This window comes from Paenirhodobacter huangdaonensis (genome assembly GCF_004022465.1).
Classification (GTDB): Bacteria; Pseudomonadota; Alphaproteobacteria; order Rhodobacterales; family Rhodobacteraceae; genus Rhodobacter; species Rhodobacter huangdaonensis.
On the sequence record NZ_SAVA01000020.1, the window covers coordinates 1 to 26,979 of the forward strand.

Consider the following 26,979-nt stretch of genomic DNA (forward strand, 5'->3'; position numbering starts at 1 on the left):
GCCCTCGGCCACGGTAATGACCGGGATGCCGAGGAAGGTCATTTGCTTATGGAACGCCGCGATATGTTCCTGATCGCGCGAGATGCGATCGATGCTCTCGGCGACCACGACATCGATCCGGCCGCGCGGCGTTGTTGCGTAACTCACGCCTGAGACGTGATGCCCCCCTTTCCCCTCCGTCATCATTCCACGCGGACGATCTCGGCCGTTCCGAGGGCCGAGAAGCGGTTCATAAATGCAATGCGGATTTGGATTTCGGCGGTTAGGCGGTCTGGATCTCTTGCGGCGATGCGTTCGCCAAAGGCTTTCAGATCGAGCAGGTTCAGCGCCACAGGTTCGAGCGAACCTGCGAGGGCATCTTCGCCTCGATACGGCTTCGGACGTGGTATCCCGTCCAGCGCTTCCAGAATGCCCGGCCGTAATGTCGTGTTGCGCGGAGGGGCTCGTTTCTGGCAGTCGCTGCCGGGCAATCCTCTTTCCTGGGGCGGCCGTTCCTGCGGATGGGGATGATAGCTATGGCATGCCGGTCGATGATAGCGGTGTGGCAGCGGCGGGTGTCATAAGCGCCATCAGCGGTCACCGTGCCGATCTTTGCAGCCTTGGGAATCTGACCGAGCAGTTCCGGCAAGATCGGACTGTCGCCGTCGCTGCTGGGGGTAAGCTCCACTGCCCGGATGTCCGAAGTCGCCGTATCCATGGCCAGATGCACCTTGCGCCACTGGCGCCTGCCCTGAACACCATGCTTGCGGGCCTGCCATTCATTCGATGGGCTTACGCGGCCCCACTGGCGCCACGGTCCCATCTCATTCACCGAGGAACTTGATCCCGGTGCTATCCACCAGCAGGTTCAGGGGCCCGTCGGCGCGGCGATAGGGGATCTGCACCTGCAGGGTCTTCTGCCTCCGGCAGAGCGTCGCGTAATCCGGAACCGGCCAATCAAGCCCGGCCAGGCGCAGGAGGCTCGCGACCATTCCGGCGGTCTGCCTGAGTGGCAGCTTGAACAGCACCTTGATCGACAGGCAGAATTGGATTGCTGCATCCGCGAAAACCGGTGGGCGTCCTGGACGGCCCTCATGCGGTGCGTGCCACGCCATCTCCTTGTCCAGCCAGACCAGCAGAGACCCGCGTCTGCGGCGTGCAGCGTTCGCCATTGGGCTTGAACCAATGGCGCCTTCAATGGCTCACTAGGTGGACCAGTTCGTCGTGCGGTAGCGGGCGGGCTTGGGCTTGCTCATGCAGCCCGTCTAACCGCATGGGTTCGTGGCGTGAATCCTTCACAGCGAGAGCTCTGCAACAATGCCGACGCCGGCTACAAGCCCCGCTTGGGCGACATGCATCCCGTCAAAAACGTAAGTTTATATTACATTTAACATAAGAATTAGTCACTTTTTGTTAGCTATATCATCGACTAGCCTGGCCAGACGCAAACGTCCAAGACAGGTGAGCCGTGAGTAATTCAGAGAAGACCCTTCACGTATCGGTCTGGCGCGGAGAGGGGCCCCGGGGGAGGTTTCAAACCTTCGAGGTGCCGCGGCAGGACAACCAGACCGTGCTGGATGTCGTCAGCTGGATCCAGCAGAATTCCGACCCTTCGCTCAGCTATCGCTACGCCTGCCGGGTCGGTATGTGCGGCTCCTGCGCGATGATGGTGAATGGCCAGCCGCGCTGGACCTGTCGGACCCATGTCAGCCGCGTGGCCGACGGCGATCGGCTGCAGATCGGCCCGCTGCGCAACCTGCCCGTGATCAAGGATCTTGCGGTCGACATGGATCCATTCTTCGAGAAATGGATTAAGGCCGGCGGCGCCCACCGGCCCAGCCGGTCGCGCACCGAGCCGATCATGCCGGTATCGCCGCAGGAACCCGGTCGGGTCGAGGCGAACAAGGCGATCGAATGCATCAACTGCGCGGTCTGCTATGCCGCCTGCGACACGGTGGCGGGCAATCCCGATTACCTCGGGCCGGCCGCGCTGCAACGCGCCTGGACGCTCTACAATGATGTCAAGATCGACGACCGGCAGGCGGCGCTTGATCGCGCGACTGCGGCAGGCGGCTGCCAGAACTGTCATTCGCAGGGCAGCTGCACCCGGTTCTGTCCTAACGAGCTTGATCCGCTCTCGGCCATCGCCGGGCTCAAGCGCGCTGCCGCCGCATCCTATTTCAAACGGAGGTCCGAGTGATGCAGGGCATGGGGTTCTACATGGCGCAGCGGCTTAGCGCGATGGTAATGGCGCCGCTGGTTCTGGGCCATATCGCGGTGATGATCTACGCGATTCAGGGCGGGCTGAGCACGGCCGAGGTCCTTGAGCGCACCCGGGGCAGCCTCGCGTGGTTCGCCTTCTACGGCAGCTTCGTGATCGCAGTTTCGATCCACGCCGCGGTCGGGCTGCGGGTGATCGTCTCAGAAATGCTGAAGCTGCGCGGAGTGCTGCTCGATCTCTTCACCTGGGGCGTGATGATCGTCCTTCTGTTCATGGGGGCGCGCGCCGTTTCGGCCGTGACGATGCTATGATCCACCCGCACCGCAAACATCCGCTCTGGCTCGCCTATGCGGCGCATCGCGTTTCGGGGCTTGGCCTCGCGCTGTTCCTGCCCGCGCATTTCCATGTCCTGTCGCTTGCGATCACCCGCCCGAAAGATCTCGACACCTTCCTGAGTTTCGCCGAGGCGCCGCTGGTGAAGCTGGCGGAATTCGGGCTGGTATTCCTGCTGGCGATCCATTTCTTCGGCGGGCTGCGCCTGTTGGCCCTCGAATTTCTCCCGTGGTCGGGACGCCAGAAGAACCTGGCCGCGGCCACCGTTGCCGGCGCCTTTCTGGTGTCAGGCCTGTTTTTCCTGAGGGCGATCTGACCATGCCGTCGAAATTCGACATCGAAAGAGAAGACACAGACATCCTGATCCTGGGTTCGGGCGGCGCGGGGCTGTTCGCGGCGCTGCACGCCCAGCAAAGTGCCCCCGCGGGCACCCGGATCACCCTTGCGGTAAAGGGGCTGATCGGGAAATGCGGCTGCACGCGCATGGTGCAGGGCGGTTACAATGTCGCGCTTGGCGGCGGTGACAGCGTCGAGCGGCACTTCATGGACACGATCAAGGGCGGCAAATGGTTGCCCAATCAGGACATGGCCTGGCGGCTGTGCGAACAGGCGGTGGTGCGCATCCGCGAGCTGGAAAACGAGATCGGCTGCTTCTTCGACCGCAATCTCGACGGCAGCCTGCATCAGAAGGCCTTCGCAGGTCAGACCGCCGACCGGACCGTCCACAAGGGTGACCTGACCGGGATCGAGATCATCAGCCGCTTGATGGAGCAGGTGCTGAACCGCCCGATCCAGAAGCTGCAGGAACATCGCGCCATCGGCCTGATCCCGACGCCCGACGGCGCCGCGCTTTCGGGGGTGCTGTTCATCGATATGCGTACCGGGCGCTTCCGCTTCGTGCGGGCCAAATGCGTGATGATGGGCACCGGCGGTGGCCCGACCATGTACAAGTATCATACCCCCTCGGGAGACAAGACGATGGACGGGCTCGCGATGGCGCTCCGCCGCGGGCTCGTATTGCGCGATATGGAGATGGTGCAGTTCCATCCCACCGGCCTGCTGGCGGGCAACCACACGCGAATGACCGGCACGGTTCTCGAGGAAGGGCTGCGCGGTGCGGGCGGGCAGCTGCTCAATGCCCGCGGCGAGCGGTTCATGTTCGACTACGATACCCGCGGCGAACGGGCGACCCGCGACGTGGTCAGCCGCGGCATCTATGCCGAGATGCGCAAGAACAACGACCCGGAGCAGGTCGGGATGTTCATTTCGATGGGCCATCTCGGCTCCGACAATGTACGGGCCAAGTTCGCGGGCATGGTGAAACGCTGCGCCGATTCCGGTTTCGATCTCGCCGCGGGTAAGGTCGAGGTGGTGCCGACCGCGCATTATTTCATGGGCGGTGTCGTGGTCGATCCCGATACCCGCACCGCCCTGCCAGGCCTTTACGTCGCGGGCGAGGATGCCGGCGGTGCGCATGGATCGAACCGGCTCGGCGGCAATGGCGTTGCCAATTCGACCGTCTATGGCGGGGTTGCGGGCGATACGATGGGCATGGACATTCGCACGATGCGGAGCCTGCGCGACCCAGACGAAGAGATCCTTGCACAGGAGGTCGAGCGCGCGGTGCATCCGCTCTCGAAACGCCCGGGCAACATCCAGGCGCTGCGCGCCAAGTTGCAGGAAATCATGTGGGAAGACGTCGGCGTCATGCGCACGGGCGCCGGGATGGAACGCGGATTGCGGCGCATTGCCGAGATCCGCGCCGAGTTGTGGGAAACCGGGGTCGATCCCGCGAACCTCGCCTTCAACCTGACCTGGCATGACTGGCTCAACATGGCCTCGCTGGTCGAGATCTCCGAGGTGATCGCACGCGCGGGACTTCTGCGCGAGAACTCGCGCGGAGCGCATTACCGCGAGGATTTCCCCGAGGAGGGCGATCTCGACACCTCCTATTTCACCGTCGCGCGCGCGGATACGGACGCGGCGCTCGGTCTGCATCGCGAGCGGGTGAGCTTCACCATCGTGCGCCCGGGCGAAACCATCCTGCCCGAAGGCGAACCCGAAACACTGGTCGCATCCGAGTGACGCACAGAACCGAAGGACGACACCGATGATCCCCGTATCGCTGATCGAAAACACCGCCGATGCCCTGATGGCCAAGGCCGCAATCGAGATCCCCGACGACTATCTGATCGGGCTGAAGCAGGCGGCCAGCACCGAGGACGGCGACCTGTCGAGCTTCGTGCTGCAGGCGATGCTCGAGAATTACGAAGCCGCCAAACAGGACCGCCGCGCGATGTGCGGCGATACCGGTGTGCCGCGCTGGTTCGTCAAGATCGGCAACGAGGCCCGGATCGAGGGGGGGCCTGTCGCGCTTGAGGCCGCGCTGCGACGCGCGACGGCCTCGGCCACATCGGCGGTGCCCTTGCGCCCGAACCGGGTGCATCCGCTCTGGCGCACCGATCACAACAACAATGTCGGCATCGGCGCCCCGGAGATCGAATACGGCTTCGAGCCCGAGGGCGACTGGATCGACCTGATCACCGTCCACAAGGGCGGCCTCTTCGGAACCGATTACCGGATGCTGTTCCCCTCGGACGGGATTCAGGGGATCAAGCGGTTCTATCTCGACAGCCTGATGGCCTTCGGCAAGCGCGGGCTCGCCTGTCAGCCTGCAATCATCGGCATTGGCCTCGGCGGCAGCAAGGATACCTGCATGGTGCTGGGCAAGCGCGCCGCCTGTCTGCGCACCGTCGGCAGCCGCAACCCCGATCCGAAGATCGCCGCGCTCGAGGAGGAATTCAAGGAACTGGGCAATTCGATCGGCATGGGCGCAATGGGCTTCGTCGGCAAGAACATGGTGATCGATACCCATATCGAGGTCGGCTATTGCCACACCGGCGGCATGCAGATGTCGGTCCATGCCTTCTGTCTGTCCTCGCGCCGCGCTGTGGCTCGCATCCATTCCGACGGCCGTGTCGACCATCGCACCGATCCAGACTGGTTCACCCCCTATCAGCGCCGCGAGACGGTCGAATGGGAACCCCCGCGGGAGGCTACGGAATGAAACTGCGTGAAGTGATGCTGAGCACCACCCCCAGCCCCGAGGAGATCGCCGATCTGCAACTGGGCGATGTCGTCTACCTCAACGGGCTGATGTACACCGCGCGCGAGGGCGTCTACATGCGCGCGCTCGAGGAAAAGGCGAATATCCCGATGGAGCTGCCCCGCGACAGCGCGGCGAATTTCCATTGCTCGCCCGCCGCGACGATCCGCTCGGACGGGAGCTTCGACATGGGCGCTGTGACCGCCACCGCAAGCTTCCGCTTCGCCAAATGGCTGCCCGAATGGATGGCCAAGACCGGCGCCAAGCTGATCATCGGCAAGGGCGGCATGACCTCGAAGGACTACAAGAGCTATTTCGTCCCCAATGGCGCGATCTACCTGTCGACCGTGGGCTATGGCACGGGCGCATTGCTGGGCCGCGGCGTCGAGAACGTCGAAGCGGTGCACTGGAGCGACGAGCTGGGCCTGGCCCAGGCAATGTGGGTGATCCGCTGCAACCGCATGGGGCCCTTCCTCGTCGCCTCGGACCTCGATGGGAACTGCCTCTTCGAGCGCGAGAACGCCAAGATCGTCCAGAACCTCGACCATATCTACGAAGGCACGAAGCCCGCCGTCCTGAAGCGTTTCGGCGAAACCGACGACCGCAGCGAAGAGTTAATCGGATGAGCGCCGGTAAAGGAATGACGCAGAAGCGCGGCGCATCGGTCGGGCTCGATCGCGTTCGACCGCTGATGCCGGGGCTGATCGCCGCCATGACGGTCGGGCTGGCGGCGCGCTTCCTGTCTGAGCATTACGGCGCACCGGTCATGCTGATGGCGCTCCTGCTGGGGATGGCATTGGCGTTCCTGTCCGACGCAGGCAGCCGGACCGCGCCCGGGATCGAGTTCACGGCCAAGACCGTGCTGCGCTTCGGGGTCGGGCTTCTGGGGCTCGGGATCACCGCACAGCAAATCGCGGGCGCAGGCCTCGGGGTTCTGGCGCTGACCTTTTCCGGGGTCGCGCTCACGCTGGCGCTCGGCATTCTGGGGGCACGCCTGCTCGGAAAGTCGGTGCCCTTCGGGATCCTGACCGGCGGCGCCGTGGCGATCTGCGGGGCGTCCGCGGCGCTGGCGATCGCCTCCGTCCTGCCCAAGGACAACAAGGATCTGGAGCGCGACACCGTCTTCACCGTGATCGCGGTGACGGCCCTCTCGACGCTCGCGATGATCCTTTATCCGATCGTCGGCTCGACGCTTGGCCTGTCGGACTACAAGATGGGGGTGTTCTTCGGCGCCACGATCCATGACGTCGCACAGGTCGTCGGGGCGGGCTATTCCGTCTCGGACCTCGCGGGCTCCACCGCGACCTTCGTCAAGCTGCTGCGGGTGGCGCTGCTTGTGCCGCTGGTGGTCGTGCTCTCAGTCGTCTTCGCCCGATCGGGCCACGCCGATGGCGTGCCCGCCCCGCGCCTGCCGATCCCGTTCTTCGTGCTGGGCTTTGCCGCGCTCGTGCTGATCGGCAGCACGGACGTCCTGCCCCCCGAACTGGTCGCCGCGCTGCTCGATCTGTCGCGTTGGTGTCTCGTCACCGCCATCGCCGCTCTGGGGATGAAGACCTCGTTGCGCAAGCTCGGCGACGTTGGTCCGCGCTCGATCATCCTTGTCTGCGCGCTGACCCTGACGCTGGCGGCCTTTGCGCTCGCCGGCATCCAGCTGCTCCTGCCCTGAACCGACCCAATTCACACCCGAGCCGAGGAGGGCTCCGATGTTTGTCGACATGAGAACCTACACGCTGAAGAACGGGAACGTCTCCAAGTTCCTTGCCCTCTACGAAGCCGAAGGGCTTGCGGTGCAGACCCGCATCCTCGGGCGCATGGTCGGCTATTACTTCACCGACATCGGACCGCTGAACCAGATCGTGCACATGTGGGGCTATGACAGCATGGATGACCGATGGGAGCGTCGCAAGGCCTTGCAGGCCTCCCCCGAATGGCAGGCCTATGCCGTGCAGATGCGACCGCTCGTCGATCACATCGAAAACAAGATCCTGATCCCCGCCCCGTTCTTTTCGCCCCGCTAGGGCGGTGCCGTACCATGGCTTTCAACGCCCCCGGCCGCGGTGACGGGTCCGCCCCCGGCGTGCTACCCGGTGTCGCGCCCCGTCCCGCGCCGTGCGCGCAAGGGCGCGTCCACCCGCGCCGCCGCTCCGGGGGAGCCAATCCCGCAGCGCGTCCCGAACCGAAAGCATTGATTTACATATCTGTGAATGAAATACTTCATCTGAAATATTTTATTTCGGAAGAGATGCAAATGTCTATCAGAATGCTTCGAACCCTAATCGCGGTTGCGGACCACGGTACATTCAGCGCGGCGGCAGAGGCCGTTTTTGTCACCCATGCCGCCGTAAGCCAGCAGATGAAGACGCTGGAAGAAACCTGGCAGATCCAGTTGTTCGACCGCTCGCCCCGAACCCCCGAGCTGACGCCGATCGGGCGGGCCGTCCTTGCCAAAGCGCGCGAGGTGGTACGCGCCTATGATGATATCGTGCCCTCGGTTCTCGGCGATGACGGGTTGCGCGGCGAATTCATTCTGGGCGCCGTGCCGACCACATTGACCGGACTTGTCCCGCTGAGCATGGCGCTGCTGAAGGCGCGCTATGCCGATCTGCATGTCGGCCTGTCGCCGGCGCTGTCGGCCTCGCTGGTGTTGCAGGTCGAGCGCGGCACGCAGGATGCCGCGATCATTTCCAAGCCCGATGTGCTGGCCAGCGGCCTTGAATGGCATACCGTTGTCGAGGAGCCCCTCGTCCTGATCACCTCGCCCCAGGTGACCGGCGAAGACCCGATCACGATCCTGCGCGCCAATCCGTTCATCCGCTTTTCCCGTGACGCCGTAGTCGGGCGTATCGTGGAAAGCTGGCTTCAGGCCAACCGGATCACCGTCAACGACTCGATGGAGCTTCTGGGCCTGGACGCCATTTCAAGCATGGTGATGGCGAACCTTGGCGTCTCGATTGTCCCGGCCGCCAGCGTCCAATCGGCCAGCGCGCTGCCGTTACGGCAGGTGGCCCTGGCCGACGCGCCGCCAACCCGCACACTGGGCCTGGTCTATCGCCGCAATACCGCCAAGATCCGCGTCATTCAGGAGATCGTCCGCGCCCTGCTCAATGCCGTCGAGATCGGCGAGTTTTCTCCCGACGCGATCCGCGAGGCGATCTGATGCTGGGCTGGCTGCCGGATCCGGGCGCGGGGCCCTTTCTGGCGTTGCTGGCGAGCGGGGCCCTTGTGGGGGGCTTTGTCAACGGGCTGGCGGGCTTCGGGACGGCGCTGTTTGCCTTGGGCTTCTGGCTGGAGATCATGCCGGCGCAACAGGCGGTGGCGATCGCGATCGTCATGTCGGTGTCCAGCGGGTCGCAGGCCGCCTGGGTGATCCGCCGGTCCATTCGCGCGCAGACCCGGCGGTTGATGGTCTTTCTGCTGCCCGCGCTGATCGGGGTGCCGATCGGGGTGCGGCTGCTGTCATTTGTCTCGGCGGATCAGCTGAAGTTCGGGATCGCCAGCTTCATGCTCCTGTTCGGGGGGTTCTTCCTGCTGCGGCGTTCGCTGCCCAGGATCACGCGCCCGCTGCCCCTGGTCGATGCCCTTGTGGGGTTCCTCGGCGGGGTTCTCGGGGGGGCGGCCTCGCTGTCGGGGGCCCTGCCGACCATGTGGTGCGCGATGCGCCCCTGGACCAAGCAAGAGACCCGGGCGGTGCTGCAACCGTTCAACCTGATCATCCTTGGCCTGACGCTGGTGGTGCTGGCACTGCGCGGCGTTCTGGATCGCGAGACCCTGATCCTCATCGTGCTCTGTCTGCCGATGACCTTCGTGGCGACGCGGGTCGGGCTTGCGGTCTTTCACCGGTTGAACGACGACATCTTCCGGCGGTTGCTGATCGGGCTGATGTTCCTGTCGGGCGCCCTCATGCTGTTGCGCGAATTGCTGTGACAGAACCGGGCGCGCCGCCCCGCGGGGCGGCGCGCGTCCCTGCGTTGACGCCCGCAACGTTTCCCCCGAAATCCCCATCCGGACGCCTCCCTGGCGGGGCGCATCCGGATGGGGATTTCGGAGGCCTGCCCAAACCCGTTATCGTAACTTTATCTAACAGATTTATTCATAATTATCATATTGGCGTTTGACCAAGTTAACGATAGCCTGCTCAAGGAGGTCATTCACACGCGAAAGGGGCGATAAATACCAAACGGATTTATCCGCGGAATGACCCTGTTCGATCAAAACCTGGGAGGAGGTTTGTGGTGCAAAAACAAGTGAACTCAGGGCCTAAACTGAGCCGAAGAGAAATTCTTCGCGCCGGTCTGGGCGGCTGCACGGTGGCAAGCATCGGCTTCAGCTTCACGCTGGCCGGTGGCCAGAAGGCCCTGGCCGAAGTCCTCGCTGACGAGGCCGCCAAGAAAGCCGCGGCGAAACATATCCTGACGATGGGGCTTGATGCCACCCTCAACCAGTTTCCCGGCCGCGTTGGCACGCCGCATGTCGTCTGGGTTCATGGCGCGCCCGAGTTCAAGGCCGCGGTCGAGCGCCAGAGCCAGGGACAGATCTATGTCGAGGTTCATGACGGCGGCGCCCTGGGCGGGCAGGCCGAGCTGCTGAAAAAGGTTCAGCAGGGCGCGGTGCAGGCGGGCAGCTGCAGCATGCAGAACGCCGCGCAGCTGGTCCCGGTGCTCAATGTGCTGGATGTCCCCTATGCGATCGGTCGCGACGACAATTTCTGGCGCCTGCTGTTCAGCAAGGAATTCAATGACATCTTCCGCAAGGGCACCGAGGATCGCCGGCTGGTGGTCGCCTTTGCACATCCCTGGTCGCGCAAGGTCATGCTGTCGCACAACGTGACCACCAAGGTCCGCCTGCCCAACGATCTGGCCGGCATGAAGATCCGGGTGACCGCTTCAAAACTGGAACAGATGGCGTTCCATATTCTGCCGGCCAGCGCCACGCCCATCGCCTGGGCCGAGACCTTCTCGGCGCTGAAGGATGGCGTGATGGAGGGCCTGCATCTGGCGCCGGGCTCGGGCTATGATGTCGGCATGGCGCCGGTGATCGGGCAGATCATCGACACCGACTGGATGTATAACACCGACTCGATCTGGCTGAACAAGACCTGGCTCGACGCGCTCGACCCCGATCTGAAAGAGGCCGTGATGGAAGGCGCCTTCGAGGCCCAGACCCATGTCTTCGACACCTACAAGGAGATCCTGCGCGACACGTTCGGCATCATGCCAGATTCCCCTGCGGATGCAGGCTTCCGCGCGGCGGGCACCGAGATGACGTTCCTGACCGAGGACGAGCGCGCGATCTGGGAAAAGACGTTGTCGGTGGCGGACAACCCGTCGCTCCAAGAGGCGATCGATACCTATGGACGCGAGGCCTACGACACCGCCGTCAAGGTCGCCCGGTCCGATGCTGATACCGCGCCCGTGCGCTGGTGGAAGCTGTAACAACCGCAGCATGTGAAGCAAACACTGACGGCCTGCCACGGCGTGGCAGGCCTTTACGGGAGGAACAAGATTTGCGGCACTATCTCAGGCTGTTGGACCAGTATCTCGAAGACGCTTTCAGCGCGATCCTCTACATCTACATCATTGCGATCATCTTCGCGGAGGTCGTCGGGCGGTATGTGTTCAAGTCATCGATGCTGTTCGCCTATGAAACCGCGATCTACGCCTTCATCTGGCTGAGCTATCTGTCGATGGCCGCCATGGCGCGAAATCGCGCGCATCTTGCGGTGACATTCCTGCGGGACATGATGCCGCGCAGTATCCAGCTGGTCCTGTTGCTGCTGTCGGATGTCCTGCTGATCGTGCTGGCCAGCGTGGTGGTGGTGTTCATCCGCCAGCCCTTAGCCGATGCGATCGACTTCGAACAGATGATGGTGGGGATCGACCTGCCGTTCTGGATTGCGCTGCTGTCCGTCCCGGTGGGCTGGAGCCTTGTGGTCCTGCGCACGATCCAGCGGTCCATCGCGACGATCTCTGACTATCGAAACGGGCGGGCTCTGGCGCTTACGACCGCCGCAGCGGCTGCAAACTGAGCCTTCGGGAGGGGAGGAACTCAAGATGGAATCCACTACACTGGTATTCGGCGCGCTCGTGGTGCTGCTGCTGCTCGGGGTCGAGATCCTGACCGTCATCGGGCTGGGCGCCGTTCTTCTGACGCTGATCACGGACCAGTTCCCGCTGCTCAACGTCAGCCTGACGATGTTCGATTCACTCAACCTGTTCCCGCTGCTCGCGCTGCCGCTGTTCGTGGTGACCGGCGATCTGATCGCCGCCGGCGGGATCGCGGCCCAGATCATGCGGTTTTCGCAAAGCCTGGTGGGATGGGTGCGTGGCGGGCTGGCGCTGACGACCATCGTCGCCTCGGGCATCTTTGCGGCGATCAGCGGCTCGAACGCCGCGACGGTGGCGACCGTGGGCAAGGTCGTACTGCCCGAGATGTCCAAACAAGCCTATGACCGCAATTTCGCCGCCGCGACTGTGGCCGCAGGGGGCGTGGTCGGGATCATCATTCCGCCCAGCGTGGCCTTCGTCCTCTATGGTGTTGCGACCGGGCTGAGCGTCACCGACCTGTTCATCGCGGGCATCATCCCGGGGCTGCTGATGGTGGGCGTCATGTGTGTGGTGGCCTATGTCATCTCGCGCAAGCGCAAGTTCGGGGACCGGACCCAGTTCAGCGTGAAGGGGGTGCTCTCTTCGGCCATCGAGACGCGCTATGCGCTGGGGGCCATCGCGATCATTCTGGTCGGCATCTATTCGGGCATGTTCACCCCGACCGAGGCCGGGGCGGTCGCGGCGGTCTATTGCCTATTCGTCGCGGTGGCCGTCACCCGCAAGCTGAAGCTGCGCGACGTGCCCGGCGTGCTGGTCAGCAGTTCGCGGATCTGCGGGCTGGTGGTTCCGATCATCGCCGTCGCGATGGTGCTGTCGCAGAACCTGACCATGCTGCGGATCCCCGATGCGGTGGTTTCCGGGATGCTCGGGTGGTCGGACGACCCGACTGTCGTGCTGATCATGATCGTGGCCCTGCTGCTTGTTGCGGGCAGCGTGATGGAGGCCGCGCCCAACATCCTGATCTTCGCGCCGATGCTGGCCCCGATCGCGCGGCAGCTGGGGATTGATCCGGTGCATTTCGGCGTGATCGTGGTCTCGACGCTTGCGGTGGGCTTCATCACGCCGCCGGTCGGGCTCAACCTGTTCGTCGCCAGTGCGACCTCGGGCGCCGGATTTGCCAGCGTGACACGCGCCGCCATCCCCTATGTCGTGGCGCTTCTGCTGTGCTGCCTCGTCATCGCCTTCATCCCCTGGCTGTCGCTGGCCTTCGTCTAGGCCTGCACGCCCCCTCAGCATCATACCTATCCAAGAACGGAGTAAGAAAATGGCTCAAATCGGCTTCATTGGCCTTGGGCGCATGGGCTTCGCCATGTCGCGAAACCTGATCGACGCATCGCATTCGGTTTGGGTCTATGACATCAACCCTAGCGCGGTGGAGCGCATCGTAGCTCTGGGCGGACATGCCGCCGCAAGCGCCGCAGAGGCGGCCGCCAACCGCGACTTCGTCGTGACGATGCTGCCCAACGGCCCCGACGTGGAAGAGACCCTCTTCGGTGCGGGCGGTGTCGCCACGGCCCTGACGAAAGACACGCTGTTCATCGACATGAGCACGATCGCCCCCGACATGACCGACAAGATCGCGCGGGGCCTGTCGGCGATGAACATCCGCATGGTCGACGCGCCGGTCGGTGGCACCTCCGAGGTGGCCGAACGTGGGGATCTGCTGATCCTCGCCGGTGGCGATGCCAGCGACGTGGCGCGCGCGCAGGCGGTCTTCGACGCGGTCGGGCGCCAGACAATCCATTGCGGCGAGAACGGCACCGGCACGCGCACCAAGATCGTCAACAACTTCATGTCCACGGCGCTCAACATCCTGACCGCCGAAACTCTGGCCTTTGCCGAAGGGGCCGGGCTAGATGTGGCACGCACGGTCGATGTGCTGGCCGGGACGACGGCGGGGCGGGGCTTCGTGTCGGGGGCCTATCAGCGCAAGGTGCTGAACCACGACATCTCGCCCGAATTCGGCCTGGCGCTGGCCGCCAAGGATCTGAATCTGGCCCTGAACTATGCGGCGGGGCTGAATATCCCGCTGCCGGTCGGGGCCGCGGCCTCTCAGATCTATGCCATGGCGAAGGCCGAGGGTTTCGGCGTCAACGACTGGTCGGCCGCGTTGGAAACCATGCGCCGGACCGCGGCGCTGCCGCGCATGTCCTTTGATGGCCAATAAGCACCGCTGACCGGCGCCGCCACGGCCGCGGCGCCGGCACCAGCCCCCGGCGCTCCTTGCCCGCCGGTGTCCTCCCGATCAACCGCATCCCGCTGTCGCCGATGGCACCCCCGTCCCGCCGGACGGGAGGACCCGGCGCACGCCCTACACGAAAAGAGAACGACCATGCTGTCACTGCGAGACAAGAGCCTACTCACCGCCAATGCCTATGTCGATGGGACCTGGATTTGCGCGGACGATCAGGGGATCGACGTCACCAATCCGGCCGATGGCTCGCTTGTCGGGCGGGTTCCGTCGCTGTCCCGCGAGATGGTCCAGCGCGCGATTGATGCGGCCGAGGCCGCACGCGAGGACTGGGCCGCGCGTCCTGCCCGGCAACGCGCTGTGTTGCTGCGCCGATGGTATGATCTGATCATCGAGAACGCCGATGATCTGGCGCAGATCCTGACCGCCGAACAGGGCAAGCCGCTGAGCGAGGCCAAGGCGGAAATCGTGTCCAATGCCGCCTATCTGGAATGGTTCGGCGAAGAGGCCAAGCGCGTTTATGGCGAGGTCATTCCCGCCCCCGCCGCCGACCGCCGCTTCATCGTGCTGAAACAACCGATCGGGGTCTGTGCGGCCATCACGCCCTGGAATTTCCCGAACGGGATGATCACCCGCAAGGCCGGCCCGGCGCTGGCCGCCGGGTGCCCGATCATCGTCAAGCCCGCCTCGCAGACGCCGCTGTCGGCGCTGGCGCTGGCGGTCCTGGCCGAACGCGCGGGCATTCCGAAGGGCGTCTTTCAGGTCGTCACCGGCAAGGCGCAGATGATCGGCACCCTCTTCTGCAAAAATCCGACGGTCGCCAAGATCAGCTTCACCGGCTCGACCGAGGTCGGCCGCTGGCTGATTACGGAAAGCGCGGATGGCATCAAGCGCCTGTCGTTGGAACTTGGCGGCAACGCGCCCTTCATCGTCTTCGAGGATGCCGATCTTGATGCCGCGGTGCAGGGCGCGATGATGGCCAAGTTCCGCAACTCGGGGCAGACCTGCGTCTGCGCCAACCGCATCTATGTGCATGAGAGCGTCGCCGACGAATTCGCCTACAGGCTGGCGCAGGCGGCCGAAAAGCTGGTCGTCGGTGTCGGCAGCGATCCGGCAACCGAACAGGGGCCACTCATCGACCGGGCCGCGGTCGAGAAGGTCACACGGCATCTGCAAGACGCCCTTGATCGCGGCGCCAGAGTGCTCACCGGCGGGGGCCCCCATGCGCTTGGCGGAACCTGGTTCCAACCGACCGTCATCACCGGCGTCAGCCCGGATGCGCTCGTTGCCCGCGAAGAGACCTTTGCGCCACTGGCCGCGATCATCTCCTTCTCAAGCGATGACGAGGCCATCGCGCTGGCGAATGCAACTGAGTTTGGCTTGGCTGCCTATTTCTACAGCCGCGATCTGGCGCGCGTCTTCCGTGTCGCCGAAAAGCTCGAGGCCGGGATGGTCGGCGTCAACACCGGCGCGCTGGCCAGCGAGGCGGCGCCGTTCGGGGGCGTCAAGCAATCCGGCATCGGCCGCGAAGGATCGCGCCACGGGATCGATGAATATCTCGAGATGAAATATCTCTGTCTGGCGGGGCTTTGATCGCGATCCGGTCCTGACACCGGTCCTGGCGTTCGCGGCGGCCCCGATCGCCGCAAGCGCCCAGATCGTCGCAAAGGCCGATACCCTGTCAACGGCGGCGCAAAAGTCGGCCATGGCGGCGGAGCAAAACCAGGCCAGTTGGTGAGGGTGTGCGCCATGGCGCGCGCGCTTCCCACGTAGCTGGCGCGTGTCATGGCGCACTGGCGCTTCAGCGCCAGTCGTCTTCAGATATCTGGATGGCGTTGTTGCAGAAAAGCGACCTGAGGCGTGAGTGCCCCTTTCCCGTTCGGGTTCAGACCACGCGGACGACCTCGGCAGTGCCGAGCGCGTTGAAGCGATTGATGAATGAGCGGCAAGCGCCATCGGTCCGAACGCAGCCGCGAATGACCCGGATGTGGATTTCGGCGGTTTGACGATCGGGATCCCGCGCGGCGATGCGCTCACCGAAGGCCTTCAGGCATTTCATCCTGGCCTCCACGCGGCTGCGGGCGTGGTATCCGGTCCACCGCTTCCAGAATGCCCGACCGTAGTGACGCGTGGCGCGCAGGGTTTCGTTGCGCGCCTTGGCAGGCGGGCAGTCCTCTTTCCAAGCCCGACCGTTCCTTCGGATCGGTATGATTGCCGTGCAGCCGCGTGCGATGACGGCACCGTGGCAGCGGCGGGTATCGTCGGCACCATCCGCGGTCACGGTGCCGATGTCCTCGTCCTCAGGGGTCTGGCCCAACAGGTCCGGCAGGACGGGGCTGTCGCCTTCCCGACTTGGGGTGAACTCGACGGCGCGGATATCCGAGGTGGCAGTGTCCATCGCCAGATGCACCTTGCGCCATTGGCGACGTCCCTGAACGCCATGCTTGCGGGCCTGCCATTCATTCGATGGGCTTACGCGGCCCCACTGGGGCCACGGTCCCATCTCATTCGCCAAGAAACTTGATGCCTTTCGCCATGGGCCTCGGACCAGTGGCGGCGCCATGGCTCAGTGTCCACCAGCAGCTTCAGCGGCCCGTCGGCACGGCGAAAGGGGATCTGCACCTTGAGGGTCGTCTGCCTGCGGCAGAGCGTCGAGTAGTCCGGAACAGGCCAGTCCAGCCCTGCCAGGCGCAGGAGGCTCGCGACCATCCCGTTCGCCAGTGGGCTCGGACCAATGGCGCCTGGCTCACTAGGTGGACCAGTTCGTCGTGCGGTAGCGGGCGGGCTTTGGCTTGCTCATGCAGCCCGTCTAACCGTATGGATTCCCGACGTGAATCCGTCACCGGCTGAGTTCTGCAACAACGCCTCGGCATCAGATGCGATCGTTCACCACCTGTGCGTGCGCACATGGTCTATGAAGGCGCGCAAGGGTGCGGGCACATGTTCGCGCCCGTGATAGTAAAGCAGTGGGCCGTCGAAGGTCGACCACCAGGGCTTCAGTACCGGCACCAAGGCACCGCTGTCGATCTGCGGCTGCAGCCATTCCTCGTACAGGTGAACAATGCCGCAGCCCTCGACCGCCATCGAGACAGCCAGATCGACTGCTGTGACATCAACTGTCGCAGGGCCTTGCGTCGACACACGGATGACGTCGTCCGCCTTTTCGAATTCCCAAGGTATCGGATGGCCGCCCCCAACCGAGGCAGGCAGACAGGCGTGCTGATCCAGATCATGCGGGTGAAGGGGGCATCCGTGCCGCGCCAGGTAGGCGGGCGAGGCAGCGGTGGCAAACCTTTGGCGCGAAGGGCCGATCGGCGTAAGCACCATGTTCTTGGTCACCCTGTCTCCATAGCGGATACCGGCATCGCATCCGGCGCCGAGGATGTCGACGACGTCATGCTCCGCGATGATTTCGACTCGGACATCCGGATAGGCCTTTAAAAACTCCGGCAGCAGGCGCGGCAGAACAAGTCGCGCAACGCCGAGCGGGACGTTCAGCCGGATCGTGCCGCTCGGCGTGCTTCGATAGTCATTGGCCGTTTCCAGTGCCGCCTCCATGTCCGACATGGCGGCCTGAAGGCGGTGGAGCAAATGCGTCCCGGCCTCTGTGGTCACAACGCTGCGGGTCGTGCGGTTCAGCAGCCGGACGCCCAACTGATCTTCCAGTCTTTTTACCGCCCCGCTCAGGCTTGACGCGCTTACGCCGGCCGTCTTGGCCGCTTCGCGGAAGCCGCCGGCCGTGGCGACCGCAACGAACGCCTGGGCTGCGGAGAAGTCATGTTTCATCGTTCAAAAATCCGAACAGAATGTAGTTTTATACTCATCTTATCCTGAACAGATGTCTTGTCTATGTTTTCCGCACAAGGAGAATTTTCATGGACAACACAGCATCTATCGCCATCATCACGGGCGCCAGCAGGGGCATGGGCCGCGATGCCGCCCTCCGGCTGGCGCAACGGGGCGTATCCTCAATCATCACCTATCACTCCAGAAAAGATGAGGCCGACAAGGTGGTTTCCGCCATTCAGGAGGCGGGTGCGCAAGCCGTTGCCTTGCAGCTTGACGTCAGCAAGGCTGCCAGCTTCGCGAACTTCGTCGACCGCGTTCGCACGGCCCTTGCACAGATGGGAGCAGAACGCTTTGACTACCTGGTGAACAACGCCGGTATTTCCTCAACTGCGTCCGTGGCAGACGGGACCGAAGCAGAATTGGACGCGCAGTTCGCGGTGCATTTCAAGGGACCGTTCCTGCTGACACAGATCCTGCTGCCGTTGATGAAGGACGGCGGGCGGATCGTGAACATCTCATCCGGGCTGACGCGCTTCACGTTCCCCGGCCGGGCGATCTACGGACCGATGAAGGCGGCGGTGGAAGCCCTGACACGCTACATGGCGCTGGAGCTTGGTCCACGTGGCATTGCCGTCAACGTGGTCGCGCCCGGAGCCATCGCGACCGACTTCAGCAACGGTGTCACCCGCGACAACCCCGAGGTCAACAAGGCGCTGGCCTCACGCACCGCACTGGGGCGCGTTGGCGGGCCGGAAGACGTCGGCCCGGTCATCGCAAGTCTGTTGTCGGATGATTTCGGTTGGGTCAACGGTCAGCGAATTGAGGTGACTGGCGGAATGAATGTCTGATGCCCAATACCAGTCCAAAAAATCGTTCTTGATGGCCCTTTTCGCGTCCTGACCATCGAAGAAGGATGGAACGCTCGGCGGCCCGGACGATTGGGGATTGCAAATTGATCCTCAATACGTCCGGTCCACCCGACGACCGGCAGCTTTGTCCCGCATCAGCGACATTCGGCCCGGATTTTGCTGCACAATGCCACGGCCGACCGCTTCGGGGAGCTGCGCCGCGGCATGAGCGCATGTTCGACCGGCGGCAAAGGGCCGAGGCTGTGTGAAAACTCAGATTTCCTGAAATCGCGAAGGACGATTTCCTTGTCAGGATGCCCGCGGTCGCCAACATCGGAACAAAACGTCTCAGGATCACCAGCGGGCGAACACTATTCCTGAGCCGGCCATGTCCGATCGAGTTTTCATACAGTCTCGGCCGGAAACGTCGGGAAGCCTAGGCATGGACTCGCCTGCCGCCATTTCCGCATCCTGTGCTCAGTGTCGTTTACGCGGGTGCCAAGCCGAGCTCCCGCGTGAACGCGTGTCGCACGGGGACGGGGGCCTTTCGCCCCGGTCATTGATCAGCACTTTCTTGTCGGCGGATGGGCTTGTTGCACATATCAGTGAGAGGGATTCACCTTGAGAATCCTGAGGGTTAGATCGTTGGCATGTCAAAGCCTGCCAACACCCGCTACCGCACGACGAATTGGTCCGACTATAACGCTTCGCTGAAGCGGCGAGGATCGTTGTCCGTCTGGTTCGATCCGGAAATGTCTTGGCAGGCCGAGCGAGCTGTCAAGCGCGGCCACCCCGAGACCTTCTCCGATAGCGCCATTCAAACCTGCCTGACGCTGAAAGTGCTGTTCGGCCTGCCGCTTCGTCAGAGTGAGCCAGTGAGGCGCCATTGGTCCGAGCCTACTGGCGAACGGTCTGGTGGCGAGCTTGATTGAGATGGCCGGGCTGGACTGGCCCGTGCCCGACTATTCGACGCTGTGCCGGCGTCAGGCTCGGATCGAGGTGCTGATCCCGTATCGGCACTCCGGTGCGCGGCTGAATCTGTTGATCGACAGCACAGGCATCCGTTTCCGCGGCGATGGTGAATGGCTGGCGCGCAAGCATGGCGCGACGCGCAGACGAGAGTGGCGGGGGGGTGCATCTGGCCATGGACACGGCCACAGGCGACATCCGAGCGGTCGAATTCACTTCAAGCCGACAGGGCGACAGCCCATTCGTCGGGGAAACGATCCCCCGGATCGTTTCCTGCCCCTCCTCATTGCCGGAGCTGCTGTCGCAGATCCCCGCCGACGAAGAGATCGAGACGGTCACTGCCGACGGCGCCTATGACACGCGCCGTTGCCATGCGGCGATCCTCGAACATGGCGCAGAACCGATCATCCCGATCCGCCGAAATGGTCGAGCGTGGAAGCCGGACTGCCCCCCGCCGCGACATCGCGCAATGAGACGCTGCGAGCGACGCGATTTCTGGGGCGATCGATCTGGAAGACATGGACCGACGACCACGCCCGAAGTCGCGTCGAGGCCCAGATGAACCGCCTCAAGCTTTTCGGCGAACGGATCATGTCACGAGACCCTGACCGGCAGACCGCCGAAATCCAGATCCGCATCCTTCGCAGGTTCATTCGAACCGGTGGCATTCACCTGCTCAGTCATGAACCGCTGCTCGGCCCTTGGACGGGCCGAGATCGACGCCGTGACATGAGACAGACGGGATAAGGGGCAGGTCGGCCTGTCGTCCGATTAGCGCAACAAGGTCGATGCAGGGGGGGCACGCGCCATTATTGCTGCGCAGGCGAAGGCTGGAACCGCAATCGCCGGATTGGGGTTTTCCTGCCATGTATCTCGCAAGTATATGATTCAGAATAATTTTATCTCGACCTCCGACTAAAGGAAAACCAAAGACGGTTTTCCTAACGTGATTCTCGGAAATAGCAAAAAGAACGGGAAATCCCGGCCGGTGTCCAAGGGGAGGACGGGCGCCATGTCGGGGTTCCACCGGCCGCACTCTGTCCGGGCGGGCCTTGGCGTTCCACCGAAACATGTGCCTCCCGCAGATTTTCTTCCTGACTGTCGGCCGCAGGCCGCAGTCGGGGCAGGGCTCGAACTGGGAGGTTACTCGATGCCTAAGCTTCAGCGCCACGATTACTACGATACTGCGCGCGATATGAACTGGCCCTTCACCTATGTCTCCGAGGAGGAGGCCTTTCCCGAGGCGCTCTCGAAGAGCTTCGGGATCGAGAGCGAGAAATGGTGGGGCTGGGATGAGCCCTACAAGCTGACCTATCGCGAATATGTCCACAACCAGGCCGGCAAGGACGCGGGGATCTATTCGATCCGTTCGACGATCGCGCGCTCGAACATGTATGACAAGCTCGACGAGGGCTGGAAATCGGCGGTGAAGGCGCATTACGGCGCGATCCCGGTGCCGGAATACCTCGCCTCGATCGGTGAGGCGCGGATGGCGCGCTTCGGCCGGGCGGCGGCCTGGCGCAACATGGCCTCCTTCGGCACGCTCGACGAATGCCGCCATGGCCAGGCGCAGATCTATTTCCCCTATTGCCTGACCGACAAGGACCCCCAGATGGACTGGGCGCACAAGGCGGTCCATACCAACGAATGGGCGGCGATCGCGGCGCGCAGCCTGTTCGACGACATGTTCACCGCCAATGACGCGGTGTCGACCGCGATCCAGCTCACCTTCACCTTCGAGACCGGCTTCACCAATCTGCAGTTCCTCGGCATGTCGGCCGATGCGCTGCATGTGGGCGACATCGAGTTCGGCGCGCTGATCTCCTCGATCCAGACCGACGAGGCGCGCCATTCGCAGCAGGGCGAACCGACGCTGAAGATCCTGGTCGAGAACGGCCGCGCGAAGGAGGCGCAGAAGCTCGTCGATCAGATGTTCTGGCGCTCCTGGCGGATCTTCGGGCTGCTCACCGGCTTCTCGATGGACTACTACACGCCGCTTGAGCACCGCACGATGAGCTTCAAGGAGTTCATGACCGAATGGATCGTGCGCCAGTTCGTCGACCAGTTCAAGGATCTGGGCATGGAGCTGCCCTGGTATTGGGAGGAGTATTTCCTGCCCGAGCTCGACTGGTATCACCACGCCCAGCATCTCGGCGTCTGGTTCTGGCGCCCGACCGTGTGGTGGAACCCCGATGCCGGCGTCTCGCCCGACGAGCGCGACTGGCTCGAGGAGAAATACCCGGGCTGGAACGACAGGTTCGGCAAGTACTGGGATGTCATCACCGAGAACGTCCGCGCCGGCCGGATCGACAAGACCTATCCCGAGACGCTGCCGATGGTGTGCAACTGCTGCCAGCTGCCGGTCACCGGCACCCATGCCGGCAAGAAGCCCTTCACCACCGTGCACAACGGCCGCAAGGTGACCTTCTGTTCGGAGATCTGCCAGTGGGTCTGGGAAAGCCAGCCCGAGCGCTACGACACCCATCTCTCGATCATCGACCGCTTCCTTGCCGGCCAGATCCAGCCGCCGAACCTCGAAGGCGCGCTGAAATACATGGGCATCACGCCCGAGGTCGCGGGCCAGGACGCCGACAACTACGCCTGGGCGTTCAAGCAGCGCCTCGCGGCGGCGGAATAAGCCGACAGGCACGAAATCTTTGCGGACGGGCGGCGCGCCCGATCGGAGACGCGCGCCTGTCCGCCACGGAACACATGGGAGGAAGACATGGCAATGATCCCTTTGATGGCCTCGTTTCGGGGTGATTTCCTGATGCAGCTCGTGCCGGTCGATGACGGCGACGACATGGCGGCGGTGGCGGCCAAGGTCGCGCATCACGCGGTCGGGCTGCGGGTGGCCGAACGGGCGAAGCCGATGGCGGTCTGGTTCAACGACAAGCAGTTGCCGGCGCGCATGACATTCGCCGAAAGCGGCATCGGCGTGATGGATTACATCGAGGCCGGCTATGTCGACTGAGGCGCTCGACTGGGTCAAGGCCTGCACGCTCGACGATCTCTGGGAGGGGGATTTCGTCGATGCCGAGATCGCGGGCGAGGTGGTGGTGATCTTTCATCGCCCCGGCGGCGATTTCCGCGCCTATCAGGGCATGTGCCCGCATCAGGAGATCCTGCTGGCCGATGGCAAGATCGACTTCGAGGCCGGCACCATCACCTGCCCGGCGCATGAATGGGAATTCAGCATGGAAGACGGCAAGGGGATCAATCCCGCCGGCTGCCGGCTGTTTCAATACGCGGTCCGGCTTGCGGGCGATGACGTGCTGATCGGCGTTCCGACCGATGGCCGTCTGCGCCGGTTGCGCCACGAGGCCGAGGAGGCATGAGGAAGAGATGACCGAAGCACAGGACACCAGAAAGCTCGTCGGCCCGATCATCCGCGGCATGGACGAGGACATCATCAACGCGGTGATCGGCGCGGCCGAGCAGGACAACCCCGGCCGCGAGATCCTGATCGAGGATCGCTCGGGCTATGTCCGGGTGCAGGCCGAACATTCGATGGTGCTGACCGAGGGCAGCATGGCCGAGATGCTCGGCCGGCCGTTCCGCCTGTCCGAGCTCGAACCCAGCCTCGTGTCCTTCTCGGGCCGGCTGCAGACGATGGACGACCGTTGGGAATGGGCGCTGCAGGGCTGAGCCCGCACGCGAGGGAGGAGAGAAAAGATGATCGTCAGTTCGCAGTCGCGCAAGCGCAAACAACCCTGGAGCCTCTGGACCGAGCGGCGCGTGCCCTCGGAATACGAGGCCGTGACCTTCAAGTTCCACAACCATTTCCGCAACGAGCCCGCACCGTTCGAGCTTTCGGCGGAATGGGGCGTGAACGTCTTTTACCGGACCAATCGCGAGAACTCGCCGCTCGTCGCCTCGGTCGACGACTGGGAGGGCTACCGCGATCTGCGCGCCTATACCTATCGGCGCTACGTCGAGGACCAGAAGGACCGCGAGGTCTATTGCGACAACCTGATCGACGAATTCGAGGGGCGTAACCATTACGCCGGGCTTTCGCCCGACTGGCTCGATTTCCTCGGCGACTACTACCTGCCGGTGCGGTTCCCGGGCCATGCCGCGCAGATGAGCGCGGTCTATCTCGGGCAGATGGCGCCCTCGGCCTTCGTCACCAATACCTTCTATTTCCAGATGGCGAACGAGATGCGCCGCGTGCAGCGTCAGGCCTATCTGGCGCAGGTGATCGCGATGGATACCGAACGCCCGGATCTCGCCGACAGCGACCGCACCCGCGCCGCCTGGACCGGGGGGGAGACCTGGCAGGGGCTGCGGGAACTGATGGAAAAGCAGCTCTGCGCCTATGATTTCGGCGAGGCCTTCGCCTCGCGCCAGCTGGTGCTGCGCCCGCTTTTCGATCACCTCTTCAACACCGAATTCGCCCGCATCGCCGAGGCGAACGGGGATCGTCTGCTTGCGATGCTGCACGACGATTTCCGCGTCTATGACGAGGCCTATGCGGTCGAGAACACCCGCGGCTTCGTGCGCTACGCGGTGGGCAAGGCGGCATCGAACGCGGGGCTGCTGCGCGATCTCGCGTCGCGCTGGCAGCCCTTGGGCGAAAAGGCCGTGCGCGGCATCGCCGAGGGGCTGGCGCGCGCGCCGGGGGCCGACAGTGCCACGGCGATCGCGGCGCGCGCCCTCGCCGCGCAGGCCGGTTTCATCGCCTCCTGCGATCTCTGAGCGACCAGCCGGCGGCCCCGGCCGCCGGTCCCATCCCGAGGACTGGCCATGAGCTTCACCGTCACGATCGAGGACGGCCCGCATTTCGATGCGCGGGCCGACGAGACCCTGCTGCAGGCGGCGCGCCGCGCCGGTGTGGCCTTGCCGCATGAATGTGGCTGGGGCAGCTGCGGCAGCTGCAAGGTGACGCTCGTCGCGGGCGAGACCGAGCTGATGTTCGCCGCCGCCCCCGCGATCAGCCCGCGTGACGCGCGCACCCGCCGCATCCTTGCCTGCCAGTCGATGGCGCGCTCCGATGTGACGATCCGCCTCTCGCCCGCCGCCGCCCCGCCGCTGGCACGCCCAAGCCGCGAGCAGCGCGCGGAGCTGATCGCCATCGAGGAGCTCGCCCCCGAGATCCGCCGCTTCACCTTCCGCCCCGAGGGCGAAGCCGATTTCCTGCCCGGGCAATATGCGATCGTGCATCTCGCCCCGGGGCTGCGTCGGGCCTATTCGATGTGCAACCTGCCCGACGGCACGCATCTGCAGATCATCTCGAAACGCTACCCGGGCGGGGCGGGCTCGACCGCGCTGGCCGCGCTGCGCCCGGGCGCGCAGGTGGTGATCGAGGCGCCCTTCGGCGCTTGCACGCTGAAGCCGCGGCCGGGACGCAAGATCTTCGTCGCCGGGGGCACTGGCATCTCGCCGATTCTCGCGCTCGCCCGTCAGGCGGCGCAGGAGGGGGTGGATTTCGGGGCTCCGGTCGACGTCATCTATTGCGCGCGCCGCGCCGCCGATCTTGCCGCGGGCGATGAACTCGCCGCGGCGGTGGGGCAGATCCCCGGCGCGCGCTATCACCCGGTGCTCGAGGAAGATCCGGAGAGCAGGGCGGCGCTCACCGGCCGCGCGCCCGAGGCGATCGCCGCGATGGATTTCGATCCGGCCGCGGTCGAATTCTACGTCGCCGGTCCTCCGGTCATGGTCAATGCCGTGAAGGCGCAGCTGAAGGAGGCCGGGGTGCCGATCACCCGGGTTCATTATGACAGTTTCGGTTGAGCGCCGGCACCGGCCGGCCACGGGCGTGCCGGTCGCGCCGGGGCTGCGCCGGCTTGCGTTCCGCCGCGGCGAGCGGCCGCGGTTTGCGCCGAAATGGCCCTGCCCGCAGCTCGACCAGGAAAGCGACGCCGAACTGCATGACGCGCTCGCTGCAGCGATCACGGTGCTGCCCGGGGTGACGCAGCAGCCCGCCCCCTTCGGCGCGCCGGGCATCGGCTTCGCGCTGGACGAGGATCTCGCGCGTGGCCAGCCCGAGGCCTTCATCGGCGAGGGCTGCTTTCTGGCGCTGCAGCCGGGGGGCGCGATGCATCTGAGCCTGCGGCCGGAATGGGCGCAGAAGGTGGTGAACCACGGCTGGGCGACGGTGCATCCTTTCGCGCGCTACATGGCAGGTGCTGTGCCGCCGCAAAGCCTTGTCGTCTATGCGCCACGCGATGGCGCCGAGCTGGCCGTGGCGGTGCGCATCGCCGGGGCCGCGCATGGCTATGCGATGGGCCGGATCGGCGATCTGATCCTGCCCGATACGCGGTGGTGAGGCGATGGCGGCGTGCAGCTTCACCGTGCGGCTCGAACGCCCCGACGGCGCCTGGAGCTTCTCCGCGCGGGAGGATGAATATCTGCTCTATTCCATGCAGGACGCTGGCATCGAGGGGCCGGTGATCTGCGAGCAGGGCTGGTGCCTCGCCTGCGCGGCGGTGCTCGTCTCGGGCGCGGTCGATCGCAGCGCGGCGCTGACGAATTACCCCGAGGATGCCGCGGCGGGGTTCGTGCTGCTGTGCTCGACGCGGCCGCTTTCGGATCTGGTGCTGCGCCAGGACATGCACGAGACACGCCGCGCGATGACGCAGCACCGCATCGGGCTCAATCAGCTTGCCCGGGCCTATCCGCCCGGCGCGCGCACCGGCTTCCGTCGCGGCCGCGCGCGCCCGGCCGAAGCCGATACGCAATGACCGATCATCACCCAAGGGAGGAGGAACGCATGAAACGGAAGGGACATATGAAACGATGGGCCGGGGCGCTCGCGCTTGCGCTCATCGGGCTCGGCGCGGCTGGCCCCGCGGCGGCGCAGACGCGGCTTGGCTGGTACACCCAGATCGGTCCGGCGGGCATCGGCTTTTCCGAGAGCGCGAAGATTTCGGCCGGGGGCAGCACGATCCCCGGCGCGAGCGCCACGCTCTCGGACAATCTCACGCTGGGCTTCGGCCTCGGCTACCGCTTTTCCGATGCCTTCTCGGTGATCGCGATCGGCGGGCTGCCGCCGACCACCACGATCAAGGGCACCGGGCCGCTCACCGGCATCACCGTCGGCAAGGTGACCTATGGGCCGCTGATCGTGGCAGCGAATTACCACATCCCGACCGCGGGCAAGTTCCAGCCCTTCGTCGGTGCCGGGGTCAACTACACCATGGTGTTCGACGCGAAGGACGGCGGTCTCACCAAGCTGAAGGCGAAAAGCGCCTTCGGAGCGGTGCTGCGGGTGGGCTTCGATTACATGGTGAGCGACACCGATGGGCTTTTCTTCTCGGCCAACAAGGTGTTCGTGAACACCTCCGCCACCGGCAATGCGGTGGCGCTTGGCGGGGCGCCGGTCTCGGCGAAGATCACGCTCGATCCGCTGATCCTGCACGCCGGCTGGGTGCACCGGTTCTGATCCGCGGCGGCCCGGGCGAAGGCTCCGGGCCGCCCGCGCGCACCGGGCGCGTGAG

28 protein-coding genes and 3 pseudogenes are annotated in these 26,979 nt (G+C 64.6%); 28 read left to right on the top strand and 3 right to left on the bottom strand.

Annotated features, from left to right (window positions below; genetic code table 11):
• Positions 1-182 precede the first annotated feature (182 nt).
• Positions 183-1,235: pseudogene (locus EOW66_RS19540) on the bottom strand (IS5 family transposase).
• A gap of 212 nt (positions 1,236-1,447) precedes the next feature.
• Between EOW66_RS19540 and EOW66_RS19545 the strand changes: the two are divergent.
• The 15 genes from EOW66_RS19545 (at position 1,448) to EOW66_RS19615 (ending at position 15,527) form a co-directional block, all read left to right on the top strand.
• Positions 1,448-2,179: a succinate dehydrogenase/fumarate reductase iron-sulfur subunit gene (locus EOW66_RS19545; RefSeq protein ID WP_128157971.1), complete on the top strand. Its 732-nt coding sequence runs from the start codon at positions 1,448-1,450 to the stop codon at positions 2,177-2,179.
• Positions 2,179-2,511 (top strand): succinate dehydrogenase, encoded by a 333-nt coding sequence (locus EOW66_RS19550; protein WP_128157972.1) that lies wholly within the window; start codon positions 2,179-2,181, stop codon positions 2,509-2,511. The genes EOW66_RS19545 and EOW66_RS19550 overlap by 1 nt, the downstream gene beginning before the upstream one ends.
• Complete coding sequence (locus EOW66_RS19555) at positions 2,508-2,849, top strand: succinate dehydrogenase, cytochrome b556 subunit (RefSeq protein WP_128157973.1); 342 nt, start codon at positions 2,508-2,510, stop codon at positions 2,847-2,849. Before EOW66_RS19550 ends, EOW66_RS19555 begins: the two co-directional genes overlap by 4 nt.
• A 2-nt stretch (positions 2,850-2,851) precedes the next feature.
• On the top strand, positions 2,852-4,618 hold the full coding sequence (locus tag EOW66_RS19560) for an L-aspartate oxidase (RefSeq protein WP_128157974.1): 1,767 nt from the start codon (positions 2,852-2,854) through the stop codon (positions 4,616-4,618).
• 25 nt (positions 4,619-4,643) lie between these two features.
• A complete protein-coding gene (locus EOW66_RS19565) occupies positions 4,644-5,600 on the top strand; it encodes a fumarate hydratase (protein WP_128157975.1) in 957 nt (318 codons plus the stop codon).
• Positions 5,597-6,265: a fumarate hydratase C-terminal domain-containing protein gene (locus EOW66_RS19570; protein ID WP_128157976.1), complete on the top strand. Its 669-nt coding sequence runs from the start codon at positions 5,597-5,599 to the stop codon at positions 6,263-6,265. The genes EOW66_RS19565 and EOW66_RS19570 overlap by 4 nt, the downstream gene beginning before the upstream one ends.
• 14 nt (positions 6,266-6,279) lie before the next feature.
• Complete coding sequence (locus EOW66_RS19575; protein ID WP_128157977.1) at positions 6,280-7,305, top strand: YeiH family protein; 1,026 nt, start codon at positions 6,280-6,282, stop codon at positions 7,303-7,305.
• A gap of 37 nt (positions 7,306-7,342) precedes the next feature.
• Positions 7,343-7,657, top strand: coding sequence for an NIPSNAP family protein (locus EOW66_RS19580; RefSeq protein WP_052642836.1), 315 nt, complete (start codon positions 7,343-7,345; stop codon positions 7,655-7,657).
• A gap of 230 nt (positions 7,658-7,887) precedes the next feature.
• Positions 7,888-8,796, top strand: a complete 909-nt coding sequence (locus EOW66_RS19585) for a LysR family transcriptional regulator (RefSeq protein ID WP_128158003.1) — start codon at positions 7,888-7,890, stop codon at positions 8,794-8,796.
• Positions 8,796-9,563: a sulfite exporter TauE/SafE family protein gene (locus tag EOW66_RS19590; protein WP_128157978.1), complete on the top strand. Its 768-nt coding sequence runs from the start codon at positions 8,796-8,798 to the stop codon at positions 9,561-9,563. Before EOW66_RS19585 ends, EOW66_RS19590 begins: the two co-directional genes overlap by 1 nt.
• A 308-nt stretch (positions 9,564-9,871) precedes the next feature.
• Positions 9,872-11,071, top strand: a complete 1,200-nt coding sequence (locus EOW66_RS19595) for a TRAP transporter substrate-binding protein (RefSeq protein WP_128157979.1) — start codon at positions 9,872-9,874, stop codon at positions 11,069-11,071.
• 71 nt (positions 11,072-11,142) lie between these two features.
• The gene (locus EOW66_RS19600) at positions 11,143-11,664 is read left to right on the top strand and encodes a TRAP transporter small permease (RefSeq protein ID WP_052642828.1); all 522 of its coding nucleotides are present in this window, start codon (positions 11,143-11,145) and stop codon (positions 11,662-11,664) included.
• Positions 11,665-11,689: 25 nt separating this feature from the next.
• Positions 11,690-12,958: a TRAP transporter large permease gene (locus tag EOW66_RS19605; protein ID WP_128157981.1), complete on the top strand. Its 1,269-nt coding sequence runs from the start codon at positions 11,690-11,692 to the stop codon at positions 12,956-12,958.
• Between the two features lie 49 nt (positions 12,959-13,007).
• Positions 13,008-13,910, top strand: a complete 903-nt coding sequence (locus EOW66_RS19610) for an NAD(P)-binding domain-containing protein (protein ID WP_128157982.1) — start codon at positions 13,008-13,010, stop codon at positions 13,908-13,910.
• Between the two features lie 165 nt (positions 13,911-14,075).
• Complete coding sequence (locus tag EOW66_RS19615) at positions 14,076-15,527, top strand: NAD-dependent succinate-semialdehyde dehydrogenase (RefSeq protein ID WP_128158004.1); 1,452 nt, start codon at positions 14,076-14,078, stop codon at positions 15,525-15,527.
• Between the two features lie 292 nt (positions 15,528-15,819).
• Here the strand turns inward: EOW66_RS19615 and EOW66_RS19620 are convergent.
• Positions 15,820-16,734, bottom strand: a pseudogene (locus tag EOW66_RS19620) (IS5 family transposase).
• A gap of 86 nt (positions 16,735-16,820) precedes the next feature.
• Positions 16,821-17,720 carry a LysR family transcriptional regulator gene (locus tag EOW66_RS19625; protein WP_128157983.1) on the bottom strand — a complete coding sequence of 300 codons (900 nt, stop codon included), beginning with the start codon at positions 17,718-17,720 and terminating at the stop codon, positions 16,821-16,823.
• An 89-nt stretch (positions 17,721-17,809) separates the two neighbouring features.
• On the opposite strand from EOW66_RS19625, the gene EOW66_RS19630 reads away from it, so the two are divergent.
• The 13 genes and pseudogenes from EOW66_RS19630 to EOW66_RS19680 all read left to right on the top strand — a co-directional run bounded on the left by EOW66_RS19630 (position 17,810) and on the right by EOW66_RS19680 (position 26,924).
• Positions 17,810-18,571, top strand: a complete 762-nt coding sequence (locus tag EOW66_RS19630; RefSeq protein WP_128157984.1) for an SDR family NAD(P)-dependent oxidoreductase — start codon at positions 17,810-17,812, stop codon at positions 18,569-18,571.
• Positions 18,572-19,221: 650 nt separating this feature from the next.
• Positions 19,222-19,503 (top strand): transposase, encoded by a 282-nt coding sequence (locus EOW66_RS20955; protein WP_380710156.1) that lies wholly within the window; start codon positions 19,222-19,224, stop codon positions 19,501-19,503.
• A gap of 1 nt (position 19,504) precedes the next feature.
• A pseudogene (locus tag EOW66_RS20960) lies at positions 19,505-19,585 on the top strand (transposase); the annotation flags it as partial.
• 130 nt (positions 19,586-19,715) lie between these two features.
• Complete coding sequence (locus EOW66_RS20965) at positions 19,716-20,102, top strand: transposase (RefSeq protein ID WP_394342846.1); 387 nt, start codon at positions 19,716-19,718, stop codon at positions 20,100-20,102.
• A 588-nt stretch (positions 20,103-20,690) separates the two neighbouring features.
• The gene (locus EOW66_RS19640) at positions 20,691-22,178 is read left to right on the top strand and encodes an aromatic/alkene/methane monooxygenase hydroxylase/oxygenase subunit alpha (RefSeq protein WP_128157985.1); all 1,488 of its coding nucleotides are present in this window, start codon (positions 20,691-20,693) and stop codon (positions 22,176-22,178) included.
• A gap of 87 nt (positions 22,179-22,265) precedes the next feature.
• Positions 22,266-22,514, top strand: coding sequence for a toluene-4-monooxygenase system B family protein (locus EOW66_RS19645; protein ID WP_128157986.1), 249 nt, complete (start codon positions 22,266-22,268; stop codon positions 22,512-22,514).
• Positions 22,504-22,878 carry a Rieske 2Fe-2S domain-containing protein gene (locus EOW66_RS19650; protein WP_128157987.1) on the top strand — a complete coding sequence of 125 codons (375 nt, stop codon included), beginning with the start codon at positions 22,504-22,506 and terminating at the stop codon, positions 22,876-22,878. The genes EOW66_RS19645 and EOW66_RS19650 overlap by 11 nt, the downstream gene beginning before the upstream one ends.
• 7 nt (positions 22,879-22,885) lie before the next feature.
• Complete coding sequence (locus EOW66_RS19655) at positions 22,886-23,188, top strand: MmoB/DmpM family protein (protein ID WP_128157988.1); 303 nt, start codon at positions 22,886-22,888, stop codon at positions 23,186-23,188.
• A 27-nt stretch (positions 23,189-23,215) separates the two neighbouring features.
• Entirely contained in the window at positions 23,216-24,238 is a 1,023-nt protein-coding gene (locus EOW66_RS19660; RefSeq protein WP_128157989.1) for a toluene hydroxylase, read from the top strand.
• Between the two features lie 48 nt (positions 24,239-24,286).
• Positions 24,287-25,273, top strand: a complete 987-nt coding sequence (locus EOW66_RS19665) for a 2Fe-2S iron-sulfur cluster-binding protein (RefSeq protein WP_128157990.1) — start codon at positions 24,287-24,289, stop codon at positions 25,271-25,273.
• Complete coding sequence (locus tag EOW66_RS19670) at positions 25,257-25,808, top strand: luciferase domain-containing protein (protein ID WP_128157991.1); 552 nt, start codon at positions 25,257-25,259, stop codon at positions 25,806-25,808. Before EOW66_RS19665 ends, EOW66_RS19670 begins: the two co-directional genes overlap by 17 nt.
• Before the next feature lie 4 nt (positions 25,809-25,812).
• Complete coding sequence (locus tag EOW66_RS19675; protein WP_128157992.1) at positions 25,813-26,223, top strand: 2Fe-2S iron-sulfur cluster binding domain-containing protein; 411 nt, start codon at positions 25,813-25,815, stop codon at positions 26,221-26,223.
• Between the two features lie 29 nt (positions 26,224-26,252).
• Positions 26,253-26,924, top strand: coding sequence for an OmpW/AlkL family protein (locus EOW66_RS19680; RefSeq protein WP_164881209.1), 672 nt, complete (start codon positions 26,253-26,255; stop codon positions 26,922-26,924).
• Positions 26,925-26,979: the final 55 nt, after the last annotated feature.

What these genes read in the sequence shown, in the direction of transcription:
- EOW66_RS19555 (WP_128157973.1), top strand. Translation starts at nt 2,508, where the DNA reads ATGATCCACCCGCACCGCAAACATCCGCTCTGGCTCGCCTATGCGGCG.
- EOW66_RS19625 (WP_128157983.1), bottom strand. Translation starts at nt 17,720, where the DNA reads ATGAAACATGACTTCTCCGCAGCCCAGGCGTTCGTTGCGGTCGCCACG.
- EOW66_RS19550 (WP_128157972.1), top strand. Translation starts at nt 2,179, where the DNA reads ATGCAGGGCATGGGGTTCTACATGGCGCAGCGGCTTAGCGCGATGGTA.
- EOW66_RS19630 (WP_128157984.1), top strand. Translation starts at nt 17,810, where the DNA reads ATGGACAACACAGCATCTATCGCCATCATCACGGGCGCCAGCAGGGGC.
- EOW66_RS19570 (WP_128157976.1), top strand. Translation starts at nt 5,597, where the DNA reads ATGAAACTGCGTGAAGTGATGCTGAGCACCACCCCCAGCCCCGAGGAG.
- EOW66_RS19660 (WP_128157989.1), top strand. Translation starts at nt 23,216, where the DNA reads ATGATCGTCAGTTCGCAGTCGCGCAAGCGCAAACAACCCTGGAGCCTC.
- EOW66_RS19650 (WP_128157987.1), top strand. Translation starts at nt 22,504, where the DNA reads ATGTCGACTGAGGCGCTCGACTGGGTCAAGGCCTGCACGCTCGACGAT.
- EOW66_RS19580 (WP_052642836.1), top strand. Translation starts at nt 7,343, where the DNA reads ATGTTTGTCGACATGAGAACCTACACGCTGAAGAACGGGAACGTCTCC.
- EOW66_RS19645 (WP_128157986.1), top strand. Translation starts at nt 22,266, where the DNA reads ATGGCAATGATCCCTTTGATGGCCTCGTTTCGGGGTGATTTCCTGATG.
- EOW66_RS20965 (WP_394342846.1), top strand. Translation starts at nt 19,716, where the DNA reads ATGGACACGGCCACAGGCGACATCCGAGCGGTCGAATTCACTTCAAGC.
- EOW66_RS19590 (WP_128157978.1), top strand. Translation starts at nt 8,796, where the DNA reads ATGCTGGGCTGGCTGCCGGATCCGGGCGCGGGGCCCTTTCTGGCGTTG.
- EOW66_RS19655 (WP_128157988.1), top strand. Translation starts at nt 22,886, where the DNA reads ATGACCGAAGCACAGGACACCAGAAAGCTCGTCGGCCCGATCATCCGC.
- EOW66_RS20955 (WP_380710156.1), top strand. Translation starts at nt 19,222, where the DNA reads ATGTCAAAGCCTGCCAACACCCGCTACCGCACGACGAATTGGTCCGAC.
- EOW66_RS19585 (WP_128158003.1), top strand. Translation starts at nt 7,888, where the DNA reads ATGTCTATCAGAATGCTTCGAACCCTAATCGCGGTTGCGGACCACGGT.
- EOW66_RS19675 (WP_128157992.1), top strand. Translation starts at nt 25,813, where the DNA reads ATGGCGGCGTGCAGCTTCACCGTGCGGCTCGAACGCCCCGACGGCGCC.
- EOW66_RS19610 (WP_128157982.1), top strand. Translation starts at nt 13,008, where the DNA reads ATGGCTCAAATCGGCTTCATTGGCCTTGGGCGCATGGGCTTCGCCATG.
- EOW66_RS19565 (WP_128157975.1), top strand. Translation starts at nt 4,644, where the DNA reads ATGATCCCCGTATCGCTGATCGAAAACACCGCCGATGCCCTGATGGCC.
- EOW66_RS19665 (WP_128157990.1), top strand. Translation starts at nt 24,287, where the DNA reads ATGAGCTTCACCGTCACGATCGAGGACGGCCCGCATTTCGATGCGCGG.
- EOW66_RS19640 (WP_128157985.1), top strand. Translation starts at nt 20,691, where the DNA reads ATGCCTAAGCTTCAGCGCCACGATTACTACGATACTGCGCGCGATATG.
- EOW66_RS19575 (WP_128157977.1), top strand. Translation starts at nt 6,280, where the DNA reads ATGACGCAGAAGCGCGGCGCATCGGTCGGGCTCGATCGCGTTCGACCG.
- EOW66_RS19560 (WP_128157974.1), top strand. Translation starts at nt 2,852, where the DNA reads ATGCCGTCGAAATTCGACATCGAAAGAGAAGACACAGACATCCTGATC.
- EOW66_RS19670 (WP_128157991.1), top strand. Translation starts at nt 25,257, where the DNA reads ATGACAGTTTCGGTTGAGCGCCGGCACCGGCCGGCCACGGGCGTGCCG.
- EOW66_RS19615 (WP_128158004.1), top strand. Translation starts at nt 14,076, where the DNA reads ATGCTGTCACTGCGAGACAAGAGCCTACTCACCGCCAATGCCTATGTC.
- EOW66_RS19680 (WP_164881209.1), top strand. Translation starts at nt 26,253, where the DNA reads ATGAAACGGAAGGGACATATGAAACGATGGGCCGGGGCGCTCGCGCTT.
- EOW66_RS19605 (WP_128157981.1), top strand. Translation starts at nt 11,690, where the DNA reads ATGGAATCCACTACACTGGTATTCGGCGCGCTCGTGGTGCTGCTGCTG.